Annotated in this window: 17 protein-coding genes and 1 pseudogene; 14 read left to right on the plus strand and 4 right to left on the minus strand. The window is 65.8% G+C overall.

Going from position 1 to position 23,639, the window contains the following annotated elements; translation table 11 throughout:
- Positions 1-2: 2 nt before the first annotated feature.
- Complete coding sequence (mobA, locus tag P0R31_RS05860) at positions 3-659, minus strand: molybdenum cofactor guanylyltransferase MobA (protein ID WP_275513216.1); 657 nt, start codon at positions 657-659, stop codon at positions 3-5.
- A complete protein-coding gene (gene fdhD / locus P0R31_RS05865; protein WP_036011418.1) occupies positions 640-1,530 on the minus strand; it encodes a formate dehydrogenase accessory sulfurtransferase FdhD in 891 nt (296 codons plus the stop codon). Before fdhD ends, mobA begins: the two co-directional genes overlap by 20 nt.
- A gap of 209 nt (positions 1,531-1,739) precedes the next feature.
- Here fdhD and mobB point away from each other — a divergent pair, with 209 nt between their 5' ends.
- From mobB to P0R31_RS05915, 10 genes and pseudogenes are all read left to right on the plus strand, one after another.
- Complete coding sequence (gene mobB / locus P0R31_RS05870; protein ID WP_275513217.1) at positions 1,740-2,267, plus strand: molybdopterin-guanine dinucleotide biosynthesis protein B; 528 nt, start codon at positions 1,740-1,742, stop codon at positions 2,265-2,267.
- A 9-nt stretch (positions 2,268-2,276) separates the two neighbouring features.
- Positions 2,277-3,533 carry a molybdopterin molybdotransferase MoeA gene (locus P0R31_RS05875; protein WP_275513218.1) on the plus strand — a complete coding sequence of 419 codons (1,257 nt, stop codon included), beginning with the start codon at positions 2,277-2,279 and terminating at the stop codon, positions 3,531-3,533.
- Between the two features lie 47 nt (positions 3,534-3,580).
- Complete coding sequence (locus P0R31_RS05880) at positions 3,581-3,814, plus strand: sulfurtransferase TusA family protein (protein WP_275513219.1); 234 nt, start codon at positions 3,581-3,583, stop codon at positions 3,812-3,814.
- A 139-nt stretch (positions 3,815-3,953) separates the two neighbouring features.
- Complete coding sequence (locus P0R31_RS05885) at positions 3,954-5,387, plus strand: sigma-54-dependent transcriptional regulator (RefSeq protein ID WP_275513220.1); 1,434 nt, start codon at positions 3,954-3,956, stop codon at positions 5,385-5,387.
- A pseudogene (locus P0R31_RS05890) lies at positions 5,380-7,397 on the plus strand (sensor histidine kinase). The gene P0R31_RS05885 and the pseudogene P0R31_RS05890 overlap by 8 nt, the downstream one beginning before the upstream one ends.
- A gap of 341 nt (positions 7,398-7,738) precedes the next feature.
- Positions 7,739-9,391, plus strand: coding sequence for an OFA family MFS transporter (locus P0R31_RS05895; protein WP_275513221.1), 1,653 nt, complete (start codon positions 7,739-7,741; stop codon positions 9,389-9,391).
- 275 nt (positions 9,392-9,666) lie between these two features.
- Entirely contained in the window at positions 9,667-11,370 is a 1,704-nt protein-coding gene (locus P0R31_RS05900; protein WP_275513222.1) for an NADH-ubiquinone oxidoreductase-F iron-sulfur binding region domain-containing protein, read from the plus strand.
- Positions 11,367-14,135, plus strand: coding sequence for a formate dehydrogenase subunit alpha (gene fdhF, locus P0R31_RS05905; RefSeq protein ID WP_275513223.1), 2,769 nt, complete (start codon positions 11,367-11,369; stop codon positions 14,133-14,135). Before P0R31_RS05900 ends, fdhF begins: the two co-directional genes overlap by 4 nt.
- A gap of 186 nt (positions 14,136-14,321) precedes the next feature.
- Positions 14,322-14,795 (plus strand): Cys-tRNA(Pro) deacylase, encoded by a 474-nt coding sequence (ybaK, locus tag P0R31_RS05910; protein ID WP_275513224.1) that lies wholly within the window; start codon positions 14,322-14,324, stop codon positions 14,793-14,795.
- Positions 14,796-14,813: 18 nt separating this feature from the next.
- Entirely contained in the window at positions 14,814-15,893 is a 1,080-nt protein-coding gene (locus P0R31_RS05915; RefSeq protein WP_275513225.1) for a HupE/UreJ family protein, read from the plus strand.
- Positions 15,894-15,911: 18 nt separating this feature from the next.
- Here the strand turns inward: P0R31_RS05915 and P0R31_RS05920 are convergent, their stop codons facing one another.
- Entirely contained in the window at positions 15,912-16,607 is a 696-nt protein-coding gene (locus P0R31_RS05920) for a GntR family transcriptional regulator (RefSeq protein ID WP_275513226.1), read from the minus strand.
- 150 nt (positions 16,608-16,757) lie between these two features.
- Here P0R31_RS05920 and tcuA point away from each other — a divergent pair, with 150 nt between their 5' ends.
- From tcuA to P0R31_RS05940, 4 genes are all read left to right on the plus strand, one after another.
- Positions 16,758-18,149 carry an FAD-dependent tricarballylate dehydrogenase TcuA gene (tcuA, locus tag P0R31_RS05925; protein ID WP_275513227.1) on the plus strand — a complete coding sequence of 464 codons (1,392 nt, stop codon included), beginning with the start codon at positions 16,758-16,760 and terminating at the stop codon, positions 18,147-18,149.
- Positions 18,136-19,242 (plus strand): tricarballylate utilization 4Fe-4S protein TcuB, encoded by a 1,107-nt coding sequence (tcuB, locus tag P0R31_RS05930; protein WP_275513228.1) that lies wholly within the window; start codon positions 18,136-18,138, stop codon positions 19,240-19,242. The genes tcuA and tcuB overlap by 14 nt, the downstream gene beginning before the upstream one ends.
- A gap of 73 nt (positions 19,243-19,315) precedes the next feature.
- Complete coding sequence (locus P0R31_RS05935; protein ID WP_275513229.1) at positions 19,316-19,474, plus strand: DUF5993 family protein; 159 nt, start codon at positions 19,316-19,318, stop codon at positions 19,472-19,474.
- 23 nt (positions 19,475-19,497) lie between these two features.
- A complete protein-coding gene (locus P0R31_RS05940; protein WP_275513230.1) occupies positions 19,498-20,049 on the plus strand; it encodes a disulfide bond formation protein B in 552 nt (183 codons plus the stop codon).
- 43 nt (positions 20,050-20,092) lie between these two features.
- Here P0R31_RS05940 and P0R31_RS05945 read toward each other — a convergent pair whose 3' ends face one another.
- Positions 20,093-23,497, minus strand: coding sequence for an acyl-[ACP]--phospholipid O-acyltransferase (locus tag P0R31_RS05945; RefSeq protein ID WP_275513231.1), 3,405 nt, complete (start codon positions 23,495-23,497; stop codon positions 20,093-20,095).
- Positions 23,498-23,639 lie beyond the last annotated feature (142 nt).

The raw sequence follows: 23,639 nt of genomic DNA on the forward strand, positions 1-23,639 counted from the left end.
CGCTAGGATGCCTCATCCAGCGCCGCCAGCCGCTCGGCCTCGGCAATGTCCTCGACCGTGTTGGCATTGAAGAACGGATCGAGCGGCTCGTTCGGCCAGGTCACCGTTGCGAGCGGATAGCGCGCGGTCCAGCGGTCGATCTTGCGGAGGTCTTCGTCCACGAGCGCGTGGCGCAGCTCATCGCGCAAGGCGACTCGCCACAGGCCGATCACCGGATGCGACTGCTCGCCTGAGGCTGCGACCGCAAGCTGCGCATTCTCACGCGCGCGCGCCTCATGCAGCTGCGCGACGAGGTCGCGCGGCAGGAACGGGCAATCGCCGGCGGCGCTGAGCACCCATTCGATCTGCGGCCGGTTCGCCGCGGTCCAGTCGAGCGCCGCGAGGATGCCGGCGAGGGGACCCGGGAAGCCGGGCACGTCGTCGGCGACGACCGGCAAGCCGTACGCGGCAAAGCGGGCGGGATCGCCGTTGGCGTTGAGGATCAGTCCGCTGCACTGGGGCGCAAGGCGCGCGATCACACGCTCCAGAATGGTGCGGCCGCCGATGATGCGCATCGGCTTGTCGCCGCCGCCCATGCGCCGCGCGAGCCCGCCGGCGAGCAGCACGCCGAGCGTCGGCGGAACGCGCGCCGCGAAAATGTCAGTCGTCACCGCCTTCACCCTTGCGCTTGTGCTTGGCCGATTCCTCTTCGACATAAGCGAGGTTCTGGTCGTAGACGATACGCTCTTCGCCTGCGAGCGCGATGAAGCGCTTTCCGCGGGTGCGCCCGACCAGCGTCAGGCCGACCTGCCGTGCGAGATCGACGCCCCAGGCGGTGAAGCCGGAGCGCGACACCAGGATCGGAATGCCCATGCGCACGGTCTTGATCACCATCTCCGAGGTGAGGCGCCCCGTGGTGTAGAGGATCTTGTCGGACGCGTCGACGCCGTGGCGGTACATCCAGCCCGCGATCTTGTCGACGGCGTTGTGGCGGCCGACATCCTCGGTGTAGCAGAGCGGCGTGCCCTCCTTGCACAGCACACAGCCGTGGATCGCGCCGGCCTCCAGATAAAGCGAGGGCATGGTGTTGATGGTCTGCGTCATCTGGTAGAGCCAGGAGGTGCGCAGCTCCGCCTTCGGCAGCGCGACGCTCTCGACCGCCTCCAAGAGGTCGCCGAAGGCGGTGCCCTGCGCGCAGCCCGAAGTCTGCGTGCGTTTCTTCAGCTTGGCCTCGAAATTGGTGTGGTGTGAGGTGCGCACGACGACCACCTGGAGGTCGTCGTCGTACTCGACCTCGGTGACCACGTCATTATACTTCAGCATGTTCTGGTTCAGCAGATAGCCGAGCGCCAGATATTCCGGGTAGTCGCCGATCGTCATCATGGTGACGATCTCCTGGGCGTTCAGATAGAGCGTCAGCGGCCGCTCCATCGGCACCTTGATCTCGACCCTGGCGCCGGTCTGGTCGGTGCCGGTCACGCTCTGGGTCAGGCGCGGGTCGTCCGGATTGGGGACGATCAGGGGCACCGGGGCTTTGTCGATCTTCATCATGGCGGCGAGGTTAGCATGACATTCGGGTCAAGCCGATATAAGCATGGCGGGGAGAGAGCGAAATGCCGCCTTGTCGTCATTGCGAGCGCAGCGAAGCAATCCAGGATCTTTCCGCAGCGGCAGTCTGGATTGCTTCGCTGCGCTCGCAATGACGGGGAGGGGATGGTGGTTCCATCGGCGAGTGCTGGTTGCTGGAAAAGAGAGCTGGGATGAAAGTCATCGGCCTTGCAGGCTGGAGCGGTGCGGGCAAGACAACGCTGTTGACGCGGCTGATCCCGCACTTCAACGCGCAGGGCCTGCGCGTCTCCGTGATCAAGCATGCGCATCATCAGTTCGACGTGGACGTGCCCGGCAAGGATTCCTGGCGCCATCGCGAGGCCGGCGCGGCCGAGGTTCTGGTGGCTTCGTCCAAACGCTGGGCGCTGATGCACGAGTTGCGCGGGGCGGCGGAGCCGCGGCTGCCGGAGCTGCTCGACAAGCTCTCCGCGGTCGATCTCGTCGTGGTCGAGGGATTCAAGCGCGAGCCGCACCGCAAGATCGAGGTGCATCGTGCCGCCAACGGCAAGCCGCTGCTGTTTCCGGACGATCCCGGAATTGCCGGGATTGCGACCGACGTCGCGATTGACACCAGGCTGCCGGCTGTCCATCTCGACGATATCGCAGCTGCCGCGGCGTTGATGCTACGGGCGGCGATGCCGGTCGAGGAAGCGGTAGCAAGAAGCGCCGCGACACGCTGACGAGGCACCATGGCGCAACTGTCGGACGATTGCTTTGCCTTTGGCGGCCCGATGATGTCGGTCGACGAAGCCGTCGACCTCATCACGACGCGCGTCAACGCCATCGTCGATCTCGAGACGGTGGCGCTGGTCGATGCAGACGGGCGCGTGCTCGCGCGCGATGTGGCCGCGCCTTTGCCGCTGCCGCCGTTCACCAACTCCGCCGTCGACGGTTACGCCGTGCGCAATGCCGACCTTCCGGCAAGCGCAGAGCAGGCCTTCCCGCTTGACGGCCGCATCCAGGCCGGCGGCCTTGCGCAAGCGCCGATCAAGCCCGGCCACACCGCGCGCATCTTCACCGGCGCGCCGATGCCGCCGGATGCGGAGACCGTCTTCATGCAGGAGGACGTCCGCATCGATGCTTCAGGCCGAATCGTGCTGCCGCCGGGGCTGAAGCCCGGCGCAAATGTGCGGCCTGCAGGCGAGGACATTCCCCAAGGTCAGGTCGCGCTGCGCGCCGGCCAGCGCCTGCGGCCGCAGCATGTCGCCCTTGCCGCCGCGTTCGGCCTGACAAGGCTCGACGTCGTCAGGCGCATCCGTGTCGCCGTGTTTTCGACCGGCGACGAGCTCGCCTCGCCCGGCGAGCCGCGCGCCGCCTCGCAATTGTTCGATTCCAATCGCTTCATGCTGATGGCGATGCTGCGGCGGCTCGGCTGCGAGGTCAGCGATCTCGGCATTCTGCGCGATGAGCGAGCGTCGCTGGCGCGCGGCCTGAAGCAGGTCGGAGGCGACCATGACCTGATTCTCACCACTGGCGGCGTCTCGACCGGCGAGGAAGATCACGTCAAGGCGGCGGTGGAGAGCATCGGCTCGCTGGTGCTGTGGCGGATGGCGATCAAGCCGGGCCGTCCCGTGGCGATGGGCATCATCGACGGCACGCCGTTGATCGGGCTTCCCGGCAATCCCGTCGCGAGCTTCGTGACATTCGTCCACGTGGTGCGCCCGACGGTGTTGGCGCTGGCGGGCGCCTTGCCGGAGCCGCTTTTGGCGATCCCGCTGCGCGCGGCGTTCACCTACAAGAAGAAGTCCGGCCGGCGTGAATATGTGCGCGCCTCGCTGCGGCGCGCGCAGGACGGCGGGCTCGAGGCGATCAAGTTCCCGCGCGAAGGGGCAGGGCTCCTATCCTCGCTGGTCGAGACCGATGGCCTCGTCGAACTCGGCGAGGACATCACGAATGTCGAGCCGGGGCAGGATGTCGGCTTCCTGCCCTACGCCAGCCTGATCTGATGCCTCCTGCCGTTGACGCAGCCGCTCCGCCTCGCCATGGTGCGGCCATGACCAGGACGACACTCGATCTCACCGGGCTGAAATGCCCGCTGCCGGCCCTCAAGACGCGCAAGGCGCTCAAGCCGCTCAAGGCAGGCGACCAGCTCGAAGTTCACTGCACCGATCCACTCTCGGTGATCGATATTCCCAATCTGATCCGCGAGACCGGCGACAAGGTCGAGATCACCGAGCGCAACGAGGCGCGCATCGTGTTCCTGGTCGAAAAGAGTAACGCCCGGTAGAAAGGCGAATGTTCACGGCGGCGTGGTTTGACTATGCTGCGCGTGCGGGAGAAATGGCCGGAGCTTCGCTGCAATGCGAAGGCGCCGATTATTTCGGTGGATGATCTCAAACCAATTTCTCAAACCTAAGACATCGGGCATGACTTTCTCAACACCGAGGGCAAGCGCAGCCGCAAGTCCCGCGGCGGGCCGCGAGCCTGCCGTCAAGCCCGGCAAGTCGGCCGCGGGGCCGGAATTCAGCGCGCTGGCGCAGGCTTCCATCCTGATCGTCGACGACGAGCCGGGCATGCGCAATTTCCTGGTGCGCACCCTTGCGCCGCGCTGCAAGCTGGTGGACGAGGCGGCCGATACCGACCAGGCCTCGCGCAAGCTCGATTCCAACCGCTACGACGTCGTCATTCTCGACAACATCATGCCGGGCAAGAACGGCGTCGACTGGCTCGCCGAGCAGCGCGCCGTCGGCTTCTTCGCCGATGCCATCCTGATCACCGCCTATGCCGATCTCGACACTGCGATCCAGGCGCTGCGCGCCGGTGCGGCCGATTTCGTGCTCAAGCCGTTCCGCTCCAACCAGATCCTCAACGCCGTGGCACGATGCCTCGACCGGGTTCGCCTCCAGCGCGAGAACTATGTGCTGCGCTATGCTCTGCGTGCCTCGTCCGACCGAACCCTCCTGCGCGACAATCTGATCGGACAATCGGCAGCGACGCTGCGCGTGCGCGAGACCATCGCACGCGTGGCGCACCTGCCCACCTCGGTTCTCCTCACCGGCGCATCCGGCACCGGCAAGGAGGTCGCGGCACGCTCGATCCACTCGCTGTCCGACCGCGCCGACAAGCCCTTCGTGCCGGTGAATTGCGCGGCGATCCCGCCCGACATGATCGAGGCCGAGCTGTTCGGACACCTCAAGGGCGCCTTCACCGGCGCCGATTCGGGGCGCGAGGGCCTGTTCCTGTATGCGCATGGCGGGACGCTTTTCCTAGACGAGATCGGGGAGCTGCCGCTGCCGATGCAGAGCAAGCTGCTCCGCGTGCTCGAAGACCGCCGGGTCCGCCCGGTCGGCTCCGAGCGCGAGGTTCCGGTCGACCTGCGCCTCATCTTCGCGACCAATGCCGAGCTGCAGAAGGAGGTCGAGAAGGGCCGTTTCCGCGCCGATCTGTTCTACCGGCTCAACGTGATGCAGATCCGCCTGCCGCTCCTGAAGGACCGCGGCGACGACGTGCAGGAGCTCGCCACCATCTTCATGAGCAAGCTCTCGGTCCAGCTCGGCATGCCGCCGGTGCCGATCGACGCCTCGGTGCGGGCGGCGCTCGCAAGCTACGACTGGCCGGGCAACGTGCGGGAGCTGCGCAATCTGATCGAGCGCACGCTGATCCTCGGCGCCTTCCCCGACGATTTCGCCGGTCCCCGCAACGACAGTCAGCCGGCGCCCGCCGACAGTCTCGCCGAGCTCGAGCGCCATCACATCCTCGGCGTGCTGAAGGAGGTCAATGGCAATCGCGAGGAGGCGGCGCGGCGCCTCGGTATCTCGCGCAAGACCATCGACCGCAAATGCGCGTTGTGGGATGTCTGATGCGGCCGGCCGCAGCGGCGAGCCGGTGCGGGGGCGCTCCGTCCGCTTCCGGCTGCTCGCGATCGCGCTGCTGCCGATGCTGGTCATCCTGCCGCTCCTGCTCGGCGTTGCGATCTATCGCTGGAACGCGAAGTTCGACGCGACCCTGATCTCCAAGGTGAACGGCGATCTCACCATCGCCCATCAATATCTCGCCCGCATCCTGGAGAAGACCGGCGTCCAGCTGCGGGCGCTCAGCCTGTCGGCCCGCTTCCACGAGGTGCTGGCGACGGATGCGCGCGGCTCCTTGCGCGACCTGCTCGACGAAACCCGCAAGGAAACCGGCCTCGATTTCCTGTATCTGACCAACGCTCGCGGCGACGTCCTGGCCTCGTCGCCGCCGCTGCAGCATCGACCGAGAAGTGACTGGCCGATCATCACGTCGGCGCTGTCGGGCGAGGTCCCTGCGACCGGCATCGACATTTTCGGCAATGACGAGCTCGCCGCCATCTCGTCGGCCTTGGCCGAGCGCGCGCGATTGGACCTCGTGCCGACCCCGAACGCGGTGCCGACCGACCGCAGCACGGAGACGCGCGGCATGGTCGTGCATGCGGCGAGCCGGGCGATGCTGCCGGATGGCGGCGCCGCCGCGCTGGTCGGCGGCACGCTGCTCAACCAGAATCTCGAATTCATCGACACGATCAACGATCTCGTCTATCGCGCGGCGAGCCTGCCGGAAGGCAGCCAGGGCACCGCGACGCTGTTCCTGGACGACGTGCGGATATCGACCAACGTCCGTCTGTTCGAGGGACGGCGCGCGCTCGGCACGCGCGTGTCGGCCGCGGTGCGCTCGGCCGTGCTGGGCGAGGGGCGCACCTGGCTCGACAGCGCCTTCGTGGTCAACGACTGGTACATCTCCGCCTACGAGCCGCTGGTCGACAGCTACGGCAAGCGCGTCGGCATGTCGGCTTTCTGGAGAAGCCATTCAGCGAAGCCAAATACCAGACATTGGTGATCATCGTCGCTGCGTTCATCGCAATTACCGCCGCGACGGTGCCTATCTTCCTGCGCTGGGCGAGTTCCATCTTCATGCCGCTGGAGCGCGTCACGGCGACGATCTCCGAGGTGGAGCGCGGCAATCTCTCCGCCCGCACCAAGATGCCGGCGTCGGGTGACGAGATCGGCCGCGTCGCTGTTCATCTTGACAGCCTGCTCGACCAGATCCAGGAACGCGACCGACAGCTGCGGGAATGGAACGAGGAGCTGAATGTCCGCGTGCGCGAGCGCACCCGGGACCTCGAGCACGCCAATCTCAAGCTCGAGGCGACCACCAAGCAGCTCATCATGTCCGAGAAGCTCGCTGCGATCGGGGAGGTCACTGCCGGCGTTGCGCACGAGATCAACAACCCGATCGCGGTGATGCAGGGCAATCTCGACGTCATCCGCAGCGTGTTCGGCGCCGATGCCGACAAGGCGAAGGTCGAGTTTCGCCTGCTGGACGAGCAGATTCACCGCATCAGCCAGATCGTGACCAAGCTGCTGCAGTTCGCGAGGCCGGAGGAATATGCCGGTTATGTCGAGCGCCATGCCCCGGCCAGCGTGATCTCCGACTGTCTGCCGCTGGTGCAGCATCTTCTGAACAAGACCGAGATTGCGGTGGTGAGGGACGACCGCGCCAGCCGGCTCGTGCTGATGAACCGCAACGAGCTGCAGCAGGTCCTGATCAATCTCATCGTCAACGCGATTCACGCTATGCCCGACGGCGGAACCCTGACGCTCCGCTCTTTCGATGCCGAGCGCGACGGCCATCAAGGCGTCGCCGTCGAGGTTGCCGACACCGGCATCGGCATGAGCACTGAGGTGATCGAGAAGATCTTCGATCCCTTCTACACGACGAAGCAGCGGCAAGGCACCGGGCTCGGCCTCTCCATCAGCCAGATGCTGATCGAGCGACAGGGCGGACAAATCACGGCGGAAAGCCGCGTCGGCTCCGGAAGTACATTCACGGTCTGGCTGCCGGAAGCCGCCTGATTGGACATTTTGTCCGAGGCCTTCCGGACATTCTGTCCGGCGCAGCGCATTGCGCTGCGGGAAGTCGTTGAATCGTCACGATGCGACTTCTGGCACGCGCGTTGCTCATCTCAAGTCAGGGTGTTTGAGGGGAATGAGGGCGCGCTAGCCGTCACTGCAACACTGCTCGCGAGGCGAAGGGACCTCGCCGCGATCAGCTGCTTGCTAGGTGCAAACGAGGCAATGCGCACCAGACGATTCCGCTTCGGCACGAAATCCGACCTGTCATGCGCTGCTGCCAGGCGCGCACGGCCGGTCTCAAACCGATGTGCCGGCAAGGCCGCGCCTGGGAGGAAACGCTGATGACGACTGCCGATACCGTTCTTGCACCGGTTGGTGCTCCCGGCTTTCTCGATCGTGAACGCACGATCGCGACGGCCGGTTTCAATCGCTGGCTGGTGCCGCCGGCCGCACTGTGCATCCATCTGTGCATCGGCATGGCCTACGGTTTCTCGGTGTTCTGGCTGCCGCTGTCGCGCGCGATCGGCGTGACCGCGCCGAAGGCGTGTCCCGACATGTCGCTGGTGCAGGAGCTGTTCACGACCAGCTGCGACTGGCGGGTCGCCAGCATGGGCTGGATGTACACGCTGTTCTTCGTGCTGCTCGGCATTGCGGCGGCGGTCTGGGGCGGCTGGTTGGAGCGCGTCGGCCCGCGCAAGGCCGGCTTCGTCTCGGCGCTGTGCTGGTGCGGCGGTCTCTTCCTCGGCGCGATCGGCATCTACACCCATCAGCTCTGGCTGCTGTGGCTGGGGTCGGGCGTGATCGGCGGCATCGGTCTCGGCCTCGGCTACATCTCGCCGGTGTCGACGCTGGTGAAGTGGTTCCCGGATCGACGCGGCATGGCGACCGGCATGGCCATCATGGGCTTTGGCGGCGGCGCCATGATCGGCGCGCCATTGGCGAACCTGTTGATGAACTACTTCAAGAGCCCGAGTTCGGTCGGCGTCTGGGAGACCTTCGTCGCGATGGGCGTCATCTACTTCGTGTTCATGATGATTGGCGCATTCCGCTATCGTCTTCCGCCGGCCGGTTGGCAACCCGAGGGCTGGACGGCGCCGGTCAAGGCCAACGCGATGATCTCGAAGAACAACGTGCATCTCAATGATGCGCACAAGACGCCGCAGTTCTGGCTGATCTGGTGGGTGCTGTGCCTGAACGTGTCGGCGGGCATCGGCGTGATCGGCATGGCCTCGCCGATGCTGCAGGAGATTTTCGGCGGCAAGCTGATCGGCCTGCCGGACGTCGGCTTCAATCAGCTCGATGCCGGACAGAAGGCGCAGATCGCCGCGATCGCGGCCGGCTTCGCCGGGCTGCTGTCGTTATTCAACATCGGCGGCCGTTTCTTCTGGGCCTCGCTGTCGGACAAGATAGGGCGCAAGAACACCTACTATACGTTCTTCATCCTCGGCATCGCACTCTATGCGCTGGCGCCGACGTTCGCTGCGATGGGTTCGAAGCTGCTGTTCGTGCTCGGCTTCGGCATTATCCTGTCGATGTATGGCGGGGGCTTTGCGACCGTGCCGGCCTATCTCGCCGACATGTTCGGAACCCAGTTCGTCGGTGCCATCCACGGTCGGCTCCTGACGGCATGGTCGACCGCGGGCATCATCGGCCCCGTCGTGGTCAACTATATCCGCGAGTTCCAGCTTGCGGCCGGCGTGCCGCGTGACCAGCTCTACAACACGACGATGTACATCCTGTGTGCGATGCTGATCGCGGGCCTGATCTGCAACTATCTGATCAGGCCGGTCGATGCGAAGTGGCACATGAAGGACGCCGATGTGGCCAAGCTGCAGGCGGCGAGCGCCAGTGCCGCAGCCTTGGGGCCGCACGGCTCCTACGGCATCGGCTTTGGCGGACTCGACACCAAGGCGGCGCTGTTCTGGGCCTTCGTCGGCGTTCCCCTGGCCTGGGGTGTGTGGAAGACGCTGGAGAGCGCGGTCAAGATCTTCTGATCGTGCCTGCGCCGCGAGCGGGAGCGCGCCATTCGCGCTCCCGCGATACGATTTCGCTATCGCAGCATGGGAAGCCTTTATTGATCTCCAGACCAATTCAGGCTTCGTTGACAATCAGGCGCGTTGTGACCAGCGCAAGACCGTGTCCGGGCAGCAATCATGGTTGACCTTGGGTCGCGCTTAACTGCTTTCATCACCATGATATTCTTCTTGGCATCTGGCATGCCAGAGGTTTAGACTGGAGTCGTTCCAAAAGACGAGATCGAGACGAATCGATGAGCCACGACGTGCATGAGGTCCGCCCCTTCGAGCATCCCGGTGAGGGACGCCGGCGCGCCAAGGCCACGCCCAAGGGGCGCCAGGTCGATCCGACCGCCGCGCACGAGATCGAGCAGCTGCTCGGCGACCGACCTCGGCGGCGCGATCTCCTGATCGAATATTTGCACCTGATCCAGGACAAGTACCACCAGATCTCGGCTGCGCATCTGGCCGCGCTCGCCGACGAGATGAAGCTCGCCTTTGCCGAAGTGTTCGAGACCGCGACGTTCTACGCGCATTTCGACGTGGTGAAGGAAGGCGAGCCCGACATTCCCCCGCTGACGATCCGCGTCTGCGATTCGCTCACCTGCGCGATGCTTGGCGGCGAGAAGCTGCTCGAAGATCTGCAGAGCAGGTCAGGTCCCGGCATCCGCGTCGTGCGCGCGCCCTGTGTCGGCCGCTGCGACACCGCACCCGCTGCCGAGGTCGGTCACAACTTCGTCGATCACGCCACCGTCGCCAATGTGATGGCGGCGGCCAAGGCCGGCGACACTCACGCGCATCTGCCCGAATATGTCGACTACGACGCCTATGTCGCCGGCGGCGGTTACAAGCTGCTGGGCCGCCTGCGCTCCGGCGAGTTGTCGAAGGACGATCTCCTGAAAGCGCTCGACGATGCCTCGCTGCGCGGGCTCGGCGGGGCCGGCTTCCCCACGGGACGCAAATGGCGCGCGGTGCTGGGCGAGCCCGGGCCGCGGCTGATGGCTATCAATGGCGACGAGGGCGAGCCGGGCACGTTCAAGGACCGGTACTATCTGGAAACCGATCCGCATCGTTTCATCGAGGGCATGCTGATCGGCGCGCATGTGGTCCAGGCCTCCGACGTCTACATCTATCTGCGCGACGAATATCCGGCCTCGCGCGAGATCCTCCAGCGCGAGATCGCAAAGCTTCCGCCGGGCGGCCCGACGCTGCATCTGCGGCGCGGCGCCGGCGCTTACATCTGCGGCGAGGAATCCTCGCTGCTGGAGAGCATCGAGGGCAAGCGCGGCCTGCCCCGGCACAAGCCGCCTTACCCGTTCCAGGTTGGCCTGTTCGGCCTGCCGACGCTGATCAACAATATCGAGACGCTGTGGTGGGTGCGCGACATCGTCGAGAAGGGCGCCGATTGGTGGAAGGGCCATGGCCGCCACGAGCGCCATGGTCTGCGCAGCTTCTCGGTCTCGGGACGCGTCAAGAATCCCGGCATGAAGCTCGCGCCCGCGGGCATCACCGTGCGGGAGCTGATCGCGGAATATTGCGGCGGCATGGCCGACGGCCATCAGTTCTATGCGTATCTGCCGGGCGGCGCGTCCGGCGGCATTCTGCCGGCCTCGATGGACGACATCCCGCTCGATTTCGGCACGCTGGAGAAATACGGCTGCTTCATCGGCTCGGCTGCGATCGTGATCCTGTCGCACAAGGACAGCGTGCGGGCAGCCGCACTGAACCTGATGAAGTTCTTCGAGGACGAGAGTTGCGGCCAGTGCACGCCGTGTCGCGTCGGTACCCAGAAGGCGGCGCTGCTGATGCAAAGGCCGGTCTGGAACCGTGCCTTGCTGGAAGAATTGAGCCAGGCGATGCGCGATGCCTCGATCTGCGGGCTCGGACAGGCGGCATCGAATCCGCTGTCGTCCGTGATCAAATATTTCCCTGACGAGTTCAAGGAAGCGGCCGAATGACCAAGATTACGTTCGAGCTCGACGGCAAGCAGGTCGAGGCCAAGCCCGGCGAGACCATCTGGCAGGTCGCCAAGCGGCAGGGCCGCGACATTCCGCATCTGTGCTATTCGCCGGCGCCGGACTATCGCCCCGACGGCAATTGCCGTGCCTGCATGGTCGAGATCGAGGGCGAGCGCGTGCTGGCCGCGTCCTGCAAGCGCACGCCGTCGGTCGGCATGAAGGTGAAGACCGAGAGCGCCCGCGCGACGGCTGCGCAGAAGATGGTGATGGAGCTGCTGGTTGCCGACCAGCCGGCGCGCGAGACCAGCCACGATCCGGATTCGAAGTTCTGGCACTGGGCCGAGACCACTGGCGTCACCGAGAGCCGCTTTCCCGCCGCCGAGCGCTGGGCGACCGACGCCAGCCATCCGGCAATGCGCGTCAACCTTGATGCCTGCATCCAGTGTGGCCTGTGCGTGCGCGCCTGCCGCGAGGTCCAGGTCAACGACGTCATCGGCATGGCCTACCGCAATGCCGGCGCAAAGATCGTGTTCGACTTCGACGATCCCATGGGCGAGTCGACCTGCGTTGCCTGCGGCGAATGCGTGCAGGCCTGCCCGACCGGCGCCTTGATGCCGGCCGTGATGCTCGACGACAAGCAGACGCGCGTCACCTATGCCGACAAGAAGGTCGATTCGCTCTGCCCGTTCTGCGGCGTCGGCTGCCAGGTCACTTACGAGGTCAAGGACGAGAAGGTGATCTATGCGGAAGGCCGCGACGGCCCCGCCAACCACAATCGTCTTTGTGTGAAGGGCCGCTTCGGCTTCGACTACATCCACCATCCGCATCGCCTGACGAAGCCGCTGGTGCGGCTGCCGAACGCGAAGAAGGATGCCAACGACCAGGTCGATCCGGCCAATCCGTACACGCATTTCCGCGAGGCGAGTTGGGAAGAGGCGCTCGACATCGCCGCCAAGGGCCTCGTCAAGATTCGCGACGAGAAGGGCGTGAAGGCGCTCGCCGGCTTCGGTTCGGCCAAAGGTTCGAACGAAGAGGCCTATCTGTTCCAGAAGCTGGTGCGCACCGGTTTCGGCTCCAACAACGTCGATCACTGCACCCGGTTGTGCCACGCATCCTCGGTCGCGGCCCTGTTCGAGGGCCTGAGCTCGGGCGCGGTGTCGGCGCCGTTCGCTGCCGCCATGGACGCCGAAGTCATCGTCGTGATCGGCGCCAATCCGACCGTGAACCATCCGGTCGCCGCGACCTTCATCAAGAACGCGGTCAAGCAGAACGGCGCAAAGCTGTTCGTGATGGACCCGCGCCGGCAGTCGCTGTCGCGTCATGCGACCAAGCATCTGCAGTTCAAGCCGGGTTCCGACGTCGCCATGCTGAACGCGATGATCAACACGATCATCACCGAAGGCCTGACCGACGACCAGTACATCGCCGGCTATACCGAGGGCTTCGAGGACCTCAAGGAGAAGATCAAGGAGTTCACGCCGGAGAAGATGGAGCCGATCTGCGGCATCCCGGCGCAGACCTTGCGCGAGGTGGCGCGCACCTATGCACGGGCAAAATCCTCGATCATCTTCTGGGGCATGGGCATCAGCCAGCACGTCCACGGCACCGACAATGCACGCTGCCTGATTGCGCTCGCGCTGATCACCGGCCAGGTCGGCCGTCCCGGCACCGGCCTGCATCCGCTGCGCGGCCAGAACAACGTGCAGGGCGCTTCCGATGCCGGCCTGATCCCGATGTTCCTGCCGGACTACCAGCCGGTCGGGCGCGATGACCTGCGCGGCAGCTTCGAAAAGCTCTGGCAGCAGGATCTCGACCCCGTCCGCGGCCTGACCGTGGTCGAGATCATGAACGCGATCCATGCCGGCGAGATCACGGGCATGTATATCGAGGGCGAGAATCCCGCGATGTCCGATCCCGATCTGCAGCACGCGCGCCACGCGCTGGCGATGCTCGATCATCTCGTGGTGCAGGACCTCTTCGTCACCGAGACCGCGTTCCACGCCGACGTGATCCTGCCGGCCTCGGCCTTCGCCGAGAAGGACGGCTCCTTCACCAACACAGACCGCCGCGTGCAGCTGGCGCGTCAGGTGATCAAGCCGCCCGGCGATGCGCGTCAGGACCTCTGGATCATCCAGGAGATCGGCAAGCGCATGGGCCTGCCGTGGAATTATGCCGGACCCGGCGACGTCTTCACCGAGATGGCGGAACTGATGCCGTCGCTGAAGAACATCACCTGGGAGCGGCTGGTGCGCGAAGGCGCGGTGACCTATCCGGTCGACGATCCGAACAAGCCCGGCAACGAGATCATCTTCACCACGGGCTTCCCGACCGCGAGCGGCCGCGGCAAGATCGTGCCGGCCAAGGTCATCCCGCCGGACGAGATTCCCGACGACGAATATCCGATGGTGCTCTCGACCGGCCGCGTGCTGGAGCACTGGCACACCGGCTCGATGACGCGCCGCGCCCAGGTGCTCGACCAGATCGAGCCCGAGGCGGTCGCGTTCATGTCGCCGAAGGACATGCGCAAGAAGAAGCTGGCGCCCGGCGATTTCATTCGCCTGGAGACCCGCCGCGGCGCCGTCGAGGTCAAGGTCCGCTCCGACCGCGACGTGCCGGAGAACATGGTGTTCATGCCGTTCTGCTACGCCGAGGCGGCGGCGAACCTGCTCACCAACCCGGCGCTGGATCCGTTCGGCAAGATCCCGGAGTTCAAGTTCTGCGCGGCGAGGGCCGAACGCGCCGTGATGCAGGACGCGGCGGAGTAGGCCTCGCCGGGAACGACGGCTGGAGCGTGGCGGGAAATTTCCACCCACACCGTCATTGCGAGCCACCGGGTCCGCGCGACGCGGCCCGATGACAGGCTCCGCGAAGCAATCCAGACTGCCTTCGCGGCAAGATTCTGGATTGCTTCGTCGCTTCGCTCCTCGCAATGACGGTGGTAAATACCGTTCATGTCCAAAGTCACCCCCGCCACACGCGCACTCGCGGCCGCTGGTGTTGCCTTCACCGTGCACACCTACGACTATGATCCCGACGCCGAGAGCATCGGGCTCCAGGCGGCGGCCGCGCTCGGCGAGGACCCGGTGCGCGTCCTGAAGACGTTGATGGCGCTGGTCGACGGCAAGCCGGTCTGCGTGGTCGTGCCGTCCGACCAGGAAGTCTCGATGAAGAAGCTGGCGACGGCGGCGAGCGGCAAGTCGGCGCAGATGATGAAGCCGCCCGAGGCCGAGCGCGTCACCGGCTACAAGGTCGGCGGCATTAGCCCGTTCGGGCAGCGCAAGCCTGTGCGCACCGTGATCGAGCAGAGCGCGCTCGCCCATGATCTGGTCTATCTCAATGGAGGCCAGCGCGGCTTGCAGGTCCGGCTGAAGCCCACCGATGTGCGGGATGTTCTGAAGGCGGTCGTGGCGGATGTGCTGGCTTGAAGGCAAAGGGGTGGGATCATGAGGTGGCCGCTGTTCCTGTGGCTTCAGGTCCTGCTCTGCGTGCCGGCCGAGGCGCATCAGATCAACCTCGTGACGGCGCGCGTGGCGCTGGCCGGCGATCGCACGGTGAGCGTCGAACTGGGACTGAAGGGCAGCGATGTCGATCGCCTGATCGGTTCGAGAATCTATGATGCGCGCCAGGACGCGGTCGATCCGACTGCAGTCGAAGCAGCTAGGCCCGCGATCCTCGACTATCTCGACAGGCACCTGGTCGTGACGGGCGGCGGCACGGCTTGCCCGCGGCGCGATGCCGCGGTCCTGCCCGACGGTGACGGCGTCATTTATCGCACCAGTTTCGCTTGCGCGAACGCGCCCGGCGACATCGTCTATCGTTCCACCGTGTTGACCGAGCAGGACAAGACTGCGCGCCAGGTGGTGCTGATCGCGCAAGGAAAGTCCGAGGCGCAGGCCTTGCTCGATGCCACCACGACGACGGTCACGCTCTCCACGGCGCCGCCGTCGCTGGTCTCGACCGCGCAGCGCTATCTCGTGACGGGCATCGAGCACATCTTCCTCGGCTACGATCACATCGCATTTCTGGTTGCAGTCGTCTTGTGGGCACGCAGGTTCGTTCCCGTGGTCAAGATCGTCACCGCCTTCACCGTCGCTCATTCGTTGACGTTGTCCCTCGCGGCGTTGAACGTCCTGGTCATCCCCAGCCGAATCGTGGAGCCCGCAATTGCGGCTTCGATCGTGTTCGTGGCTGTCGAGAACTTCTTTTCGCGCGATGTCGACCGGCGCTGGCGCGTCGCTTTTGTGTTCGGCCTGATCCACGGCTTCGGCTTCGCCGGCGTGCTGCGCGAGATCGGCCTGCCGCCGGATGCGGTCGTGCCGGCGCTGGCTGCCTTCAATGTCGGCGTCGAGATCGGGCAGATCGCGATCGTCGCGCTGATGTTGCCGGCGCTCGGCTTGTTGGACAGGCTGACCGCGGTCGGCCGGGAGGAGCCGGCGCGGGCGGCGCGGCTGGTGTACGCCATGTCCGGCGGGATCGGTCTTCTGGGCGGATATTGGCTGCTGATACGAGTGTTCGAGGCATGATCGCGCCGGCGATCGGCCCTATTGCTTCTGCAACAATTTCAGCCGGCAGCGCAGTGCCTCGCGGATATGCGCACGCGCCAATTGCTCGGCCTTGTCGCCATCGCGTGCGGCGATGGCGTCGATGATGGCGCGATGCTCGCCGTGACTCGTCTTGGGCCGGCCTGAGACCGTGAACGTGGTTGGGCCGAGCAGGGCGATCCAGTCCTGCAATTCCCGCGAGGCGTTGTCGAGATAGCGGTTGCGCGCCGCGCGGCAGATGGCCTCGTGGAAGGCGCGGTTGAGCCTTGCCATTTCCTTTGCCATCTCGGCGGCGTCCGTCGCGGATGCCTCGACAAAGGCCTGCTCGATATCGCGGAGCGCGTCGATCTCCGGCGCCGAGGCGTGCTCGGCGGCGAGGCGCGCGGCGGCGCCTTCCATAATCTCACGCATGGCATAGAGCTCGAGCACCTCGGAGATGTCGAGATTGCGGACGATCAGCCCGCGGCCGCCGGCAGGCGCGACGAAGCCGCGCGCGGCGAGCCGGCCCAGCGCTTCCCGCACCGGCGTGCGACTGACCTTCAGCCGCTGGGCGACCTCTTCCTCGCGCAGCCGGTCGCCGGCGCGGTAGCTTCCGGCCTGGAGCGCTTCGCACAGCGAGCGGAACACGGCCTCGCCGAGCGCAACGCCGCCGCCGCGCGCGATCGTTCCACTTGAGCTTGCCGGACGCCTGGCCATGATCCCTCGATGCGCATCCTGCCCATGCAGAGACGCCGCTTGCATCTCTAACGTATATCTTTGTATACAAAAGTGCGCAATGGCGGATCAGGGCGTTCAAGGCCGCCTGCTGGAAGAATGTCTCCAATTTGGCCGCATCGGGCGGACGGGATGAGCAGCAAATACGACGTGCTGGTGATCGGCGGCGGCAATGCGGCCCTGTGCGCGGCGATCAGTGCGCGGCGCGGCGGAGCGTCAGTGCTGGTGCTCGAGGCCGCACCAAAATTCTACCGCGGCGGCAACACCCGCCACACCCGCAACATGCGCTGCGCCCATGATGCGGCGACCGAAATCCTGACCGGCCCCTACACCGAGGAGGAATTCTGGGAGGATCTGCTGCGCGTCACCGGCGGGCAAACCGACGAGGTGCTCGCCCGACATATGATCCGCGAATCCAAGGACATCCTGAACTGGATCGTGGAGCAGGGCGTGCGCTGGCAGCCCTCGCTCGGCGGCACGCTGAGCCTCGGCCGCACCAATTCCTTCTTCCTCGGCGGCGGGCGGGCGATGCTGAACGCGCTGTATCTCACCGCCGAACGGCTTGGCGTCGCCGTCGAATACGACGCCGAGGTCACCGATCTAGTGATCGAGGACGGCATGTTCCTCGCCGCCCGCCTCAAGCGGCCGATCAAGGGCGAGACCGAGATCCGCGCGACGTCATTGGTCGCCGCCGCCGGCGGGTTCGAGGCCAACATCGAATGGCTGAAGCAATATTGGGGCGAGGCGGCCGACAACTTCCTGATCCGCGGCACGCCCTATAATCGCGGCTCGATCCTGAAGATGCTGCTCGACAAGGGCGTGCAGGAGGTCGGCGATCCCACTCAATGTCATGCGGTCGCGATCGATGCCCGCGCGCCGAAATTCGACGGCGGCATCATCACGCGGCACGACTCCGTCGTGTTCGGCATCGTCGTCAACAAGCATGCCCAGCGCTTCTACGACGAGGGCGAGGACCTCTGGCCGAAGCGGTACGCGATCTGGGGCCGGCTGGTCGCGGCGCAGCCCGACCAGATCGCCTACATCATCTTCGATTCCACCGTCGTGACCAGCTTCATGCCGACGTTGTTTCCGCCGATTGCCGGGCAGACAATTGCGGAGCTCGCCGGCAAGCTCGCGCTCGATCCGGTCGCGCTGGAAAAGACCATCACCGAGTTCAACGCCGCGGTGCGGCCCGGGACCTTCGACCACACCATTCTGGATGATTGCGTGACGGAGGGCATCACGCCGCCCAAGACGCATTGGGCGCGCCGGATCGAGACGCCGCCTTTTCTCGCCTATCCGGTGCGGCCCGGCATCACCTTCACCTATCTCGGCACGCGCGTGAACAAGGAGGCGCGGATGCTGATGAAGGGCGGCAAGCCGTCGGCCAACATGTTCGCGGCCGGCGAGATCATGGCCGGCAATGTGCTCGGCAAGGGCTACGCGGCCGGCATGGGCATGACGATCGGCAGCGTGTTCGGGCGAATCGCAGGACGGGAAGCGGCGAAACATGCACGGAACTAGGATTCTCGACGAAGCCGACCGTCTGATGACGGTCTGCAATTCCTGCCGCTATTGCGAGGGCCTGTGCGCGGTGTTTCCGGCCATGGAGATGCGCCGCGCCTTCTCGGACGGCGATCTCAACTATCTCGCCAATCTCTGCCATTCCTGCGGCGCCTGCTACGTCGATTGCCAGTTTTCGCCGCCGCACGAATTCAACGTCAACGTCCCCAAGACGCTGGCGGTCGCGCGCGCGGAATCCTATGCGGCCTATGCCTGGCCGCGGCCGCTATCCGGCGCCTTCGCGCGCAACGGCCTCGTCATCAGCATCACCGCCGCGCTCAGCATGGCGGTCTTCATTCTCGGCTTTGCCGTCCTGAATGACCGCGGCGTGTTGTTCGGCGTGCACACCGGGCCGGGCGCCTTCTACAAGCTGATGCCGCACAACGCGATGGTCGCGCTGTTTGGCGCCGCATTCCTCTACGCGATCCTCGCACTCGTCATGAGCGTGCGTGCCTTCTGGCGCGACATCGGCACACCGATCGGCGGCCGCGCTGACGGCGGCTCGATCTTTCAGGCGATCCGCGACGCCGGCGAGCTGCGCTACCTCCATGGCGGCGGCGTCGGCTGCTACAACGAGGGCGACAAGCCGACCGACCGGCGCAAGCTCTATCACCACCTGACCTTCTACGGCTTCCTGCTATGCTTTGCAGCGACGTCGGTCGCCACGCTCTATCACTATCTGCTCGGCCGCGAGGCGCCGTATCCGTGGTGGGACCTGCCCGTGGTGCTCGGCACGCTCGGCGGCATCGGCCTGATCGTCGGGCCGATCGGGCTGTTCACAGCCAAGATGCGGCGCGATCCCGCGCTGCTCGACGAATACAGCTACGGCATGGACGTCGGTTTCATCGCCATGCTGTTCCTGACCGGCCTCACCGGCATGCTGCTGCTGGTGCTGCGCGAGACCGGCGCGATGGGACCGCTGCTCGCCCTGCATCTCGGCGCCGTGTTCGCGTTGTTCATCACCGTGCCCTACGGCAAATTCGTGCACGGCATCTATCGCTTCATGGCCCTGGTGCGCTATGCGCAGGAGCGGCGCAGCGAAGCCGGCTCTTGAGGGCCGTGCGAGGCTGAATTATCCCTTGAGCCATTCGCGAGGAGTTGCGAATCGCCCTGGGGAGCCCGCGCTCATGTTCATGTTCCTGCCCATTCTGCTGGCGCTGGCGGGCTGCGCCTTCGCGTGGCGCTCGCGCGCCGGACTGAGCTATGCGCTCTGGAGCGCAACGATCCTCGTCACAGTCGCCTGGTTCTTCCACCATGCCACCGACCCGCTGAAGTTCTCGTTCTGACCGCGCGACAAAGGGAGACGGCAATGAGCGGGCAACGATCAGTCGGCGCGATCCTGAACATGCTGGGGCTGCTCGGCATCTCCTCGGTTCTGGCGGTCGCGTTCTATTATCAACTGGCGCTCGGCGAATTGCCTTGCCCGCTTTGCCTGCTGCAACGGGCCGGCTTCATCGCGATCGGCATGGGCTTCCTGTTCAACCTGCGCCTCGGCGAACGTCCGTCTCACTACGCGATGATCCTCATCGCCAGTCTCGTCACCGGCTTCATCTCGTTGCGGCAGGTGTCGCTGCATCTTGCGCCCGGCGATCCCGGCTACGGCTCGGCGCTGTTCGGGCTGCACTTCTATACTTGGGCGCTGATCGCGGCGGTCGGGGTGGTCTGCTATGTCGCGGTCGTCTTCGTCCTGAAGGATGTGGCGGGCGAACGGGAGGGAAACGCGCCGATAGGCGGGCTGGCTTCGAACGCAGCGTTCGCGATCTTCACCCTGCTGGTCGCCGCAAATCTCCTGTCCACCGTGCTGGAGTGTGGGGCCGGTCAGTGCGATGACAATCCGGTCCGCTATCTCTTGCTGAGGTGAGGAGGCCGTCGCGCCGGCGTTGGTCGGTGCGACGGCCGTAGCCTTATGCCACCTCGCGCTCGGGCGGGGATGCCTGCTCGCGGGCCATCGTCGTGGCCGTGACATAGTCGGTCTTGCCGGTGCCGAGCAGCGGCACCTTGTCGACCACCATGATCGTCGCGGGCACGGTCAGCTCGGAGGCCCCGATCGCCTTGGCCTGAGCCTGCATCGCGCTGCGCTCGGCGTTCTTCTCCGTCGTCAGCAGCACGATGCGCTCGCCCTTGCGCTGGTCGGGGATCGAGACCGCGACCGAGCCGGCCTGCGGCCACAACGACGCCGCGATGGCTTCGACCGCCGACAGCGAGACCATTTCGCCCGCGATCTTGGCAAAGCGCTTGGCTCGGCCCTTGATGGTGATGAAGCCCGCCGCGTCGATCGAAACGATGTCGCCGGTGTCGTGCCAGCCGTCGGGGAGCACCTCGAGCACACCGGGATTTTCGGCCCTGAGGTAGCCGAGCATCACGTTCGGGCCGCGCACCGAGAGCCGCCCGCCTTCCTCGATGCCGGGGACCGGATCGAGGCGGCTTTCCATCAGCGGCGACAGGCGTCCGACGGTGCCGGGGCGGTTGGCCATCGGCGTGTTCATCGCCAGCACCGGCGCCGTCTCGGTGACGCCATAGCCTTCGAGGATGCGAATGCCGTAGCGCTCCATGAAGACCTGCCGCGTGCGGTCCTTGACCGCCTCGGCGCCGGCGATCACGAGGCGCAGGGTGCGGAAGTCGTAGGCGTGCGCCGAGCGGGCATAGCCGGTGAGGAACGTATCCGTGCCGAACAGGATCGTGGCGCCGGTCTGGTAGATCAGCTCGGGCACGATCCGGTAGTGCAGCGGCGAGGGATACATGTAGATCGGAATGCCCGCCAGCATCGGCATCATCATTCCGCCCGTGAGTCCAAACGAGTGGAACACCGGCAGCACGTTGAACACCTTGTCGTTGGCGTTGGCGTCGACCCGCGCCAGCGCCTGCGCCGCGTTGGCGAGGATGTTGCGGTGGGACAGCACCACGCCCTTGGGCGTGCCTTCCGAGCCCGAGGTGAACAGCACGACGGCGGGATCGTTGGCCTGGCGGGGCACGCGCGGCGTGGTGCCCGCGAGCAGGCCCTTGATCTTGTCGGCGAGGCCGATCGAGGCGCGGACGTCCTCGAGATAGACCACGCGCGCTTCCGCCGCGATCGCGGTCATCAGCTTGTCGAGCTTGCCTTTCTCGATGAAGGCCTTCGACGTCAGCACGGTCTTGACCTGCGCGGCCTTCATGGCGGCGAGCACGTTGACCGGACCGGCCGAGAAATTGAGCATCGCCGGCACCCGGCCGCTGTTCTGCAGCGCCATGAAGACGACGGCGACGCCCGCCGAGTTCGGCAGCAGCACGCCGACATTCTCGCCGACGGCGGTGCCGCTCTCGAGCTTGCGGCTCAGGACCTGCGCGCCGAGGATCAGCTTGCGATAGGTTAGCTTGGTGCCGAGCGCGTCCTCGATGATGACCTTGCCGGTGTCGCGGTCGCGATAGGCGTGTCCGAGTGCTTCGAACAGCGTGTGATCGAGCATGGCGTTCTTGACGAGGGCGTCGATCATGACGTCCTGCAGTGCGGCGCCGGCGGCGTTGCGGCGTGCCTTGCCCTTGAGCGTTTCGTCGACCGGAAGCTTGACCGGCGGCAGGATCGTGACCGTCACGCGCGGAAACCAGGACCGCTTGATCTGGCTGGAGTTGAGATAGCTGAGATAGGAGCGCTGCGCGCCTTCGATGCGGACCGGAACGACCACGGCGTCGGCCTTGTCCGCGATCATCGCGGTGCCGTCATACACCTTCATCAGCGAGCCCGAGACGGTGATCCGTCCTTCCGGGAAGATCACGACGGGCTCGCCCGCGGCGACGAGCTTGATCAGGTCGCGCGCGGCCAGCGGCTTGGTCGGGTCCATGGTGTAGTGCTTGACCGCGCGCAGGAACGGCTTGGCCCACCAGGCCTTGGCGATGCCGGTATCGACTGCAAAGCTCGCGTCGATCGGCAGCACGGCGTGCAGCAACGGGCCGTCGATCAGGCTGACATGGTTCGGCGCGATCAGCATGCGCGTGCCCGGAGGCGGCAGGTTTTCGAGGCCGCGCACCTCGGTACGGAACAGGGCACGGAACAGAAGGCCACCGGCATCGCGCACGCCTTCCTTGCCCCACTTGGTCAGCACGAACCACACCGCGCCGAAGCTGGCGACGCCGAGGCCGAAGAAGATCCAGCCGATGTGGAGACCGGCCGCCTGCAACAGCGCGACGAACAGCGAGCCGACCACCATGAAGGCGGCCTGCAGAACGTTGCCGGCGGCGATGATGCGGGCGCGTTCGGAAGGTTCGGACCAGGCCTGGACCGCGGCAAAGGACGGGACGACGAAAAGACCGCCGCCGAACGCGAAGGCAACGAAGTCGGCCAGCATGCGCAGCCCGCCGAACGAGGTGGCGAAGCCGAGCGCGGTGATGTCCTGCCCCTTGGCGGTCACGCCGATCGCCCAGGCGAGATCGAGGCCCGCAAACCCCATGATGATGGCGCCGATCGGCACCAGCGCAAGGTTCGGGCGAACGTGGCTGAGACTGGCGGCAAACAGCGAGCCGATGGCGATGCCGATCGCGAAGATGGCAAGGCACAGCGTCACGACGCCCTCGGTGCCGCCGACCACCTCCTTGATCAGCGCCGGCAGCAGCGACAGCACGATGGCGCCGACCAGCCAGAACCAGGAGACGATCACGGTGCCGTCCCACAGGCGACGGTCGGCGTAGAGCGTCCTGAGCAGGCTCACCGTCGAGGTCCAGGGATTGGCGTCGACGGGCAGCTCGGGCGCGGAGGGCGTCGTCTGCGGGATGCGGGAGGCGAACGCCCAGGACAACACGGCCAGCACGACCACGGCGGACGCGACCCAGCCCATATGCGCGGAGCCGGCCACGAACTGGCCGCCTGCGACGGTGCCGAGCAGGATCGCCATGAAGGTCGCGCCTTCGACCAGCGCGTTGCCGGTCGCGAGTTCGCCGAGCTCGAGCTGGTCCGGTAGCATCGCGTATTTCACCGGGCCGAACAGGGCGGCGATGGTGCCGAACAGCGCGAGCGCCGCGAACAGCAGCGGCACCGAATGCAGGAAGAAGCCGGCCGCGGCGAAGCAGGCTGCGAAGATCTCGACGAATTTGAGCCGCCTTGCGACGACGGATTTGACGTATTTGTCGGCGAGCTGGCCGCCGAGCCCGGACAGGATGAAGTAGGGGAAGATGAAGACGGCGCCTGCCACCGTCACCAGCGCATCGCCATGGCTCGTCGCGGCGCTGTAGAGCAGGATGATGACGAGCGCGTTCTTGAGCACGTTGTCATTGAGCGCCGAGAAGAATTGCGCCCAGAACAGCGGCGCGAAGCGGCGTGACGACATCAATTCCCTGATCATGACTAGTCCTGTTTTGGCAAGGCAGACTGAGGTTGTTACGTTGTCTGTGAAACGTCACGACCGGAAGCATAGGGCGAACGATTGCGCGGCAACCAAGTTGCTGGCCTGCTCTGTCCCCTCGGTTCCTCCGATCCTGTTGGTC

Source organism: Bradyrhizobium yuanmingense (assembly GCF_029167105.1).
GTDB lineage: Bacteria > Pseudomonadota > Alphaproteobacteria > Rhizobiales > Xanthobacteraceae > Bradyrhizobium > Bradyrhizobium yuanmingense_A.